The sequence below is a fragment of the Micromonospora sp. HK10 genome (assembly GCF_000982955.1).
Taxonomy (GTDB): Bacteria; Actinomycetota; Actinomycetes; order Mycobacteriales; family Micromonosporaceae; genus Micromonospora.
The window spans coordinates 6,734-7,085 of the sequence record NZ_KQ058691.1 but is presented as its reverse complement, the minus strand read 5'-3'; the positions used below and the strand labels follow the sequence as shown (position 1 = coordinate 7,085).

General features: G+C 69.6%; 1 protein-coding gene and 1 pseudogene. Both read right to left on the bottom strand.

Features of this window, described 5'->3' with window-relative positions; genetic code table 11:
* Positions 1–69 (bottom strand): annotated as a pseudogene (locus LQ51_RS31775) (mycothiol system anti-sigma-R factor); the annotation flags it as partial.
* 2 nt (positions 70–71) lie between these two features.
* The coding region (locus LQ51_RS04345; protein ID WP_046563347.1) for a sigma factor-like helix-turn-helix DNA-binding protein at positions 72–352 on the bottom strand (281 nt) is incomplete at its 5' end.

The window sequence follows — 352 nt, the reverse complement described above, 5'->3', positions numbered from 1 at the left end:
ATCGAGGTAGAGGTAGACCTCGGCGAGCACCTCGCGGCAGTCCGTCTCGTGCGGCTCTCCACAGCTCACGGTCACACCTCCCGGCCGGCGGCGGCGGTCGAACCCTTCGACGGCGCGGAGCTGAAGCCCCGCTCCGCGGCGTACCGCTCGAGCAGCTTGCGCAGATTACGTCGACCGCGGTGCAGCCGGGACATCACGGTGCCGATCGGGGTGCCCATGATGTCGGCGACCTCCTTGTAGGCGAAGCCCTCGACGTCGGTCAGGTAGACCGCCAGCCGGAACTCCTCCGGCAACTGCTGGAGGGCCTCCTTGACGTCGCTGTCCGGCAGCCGGTCCAGCGCCTCGGTCTCCG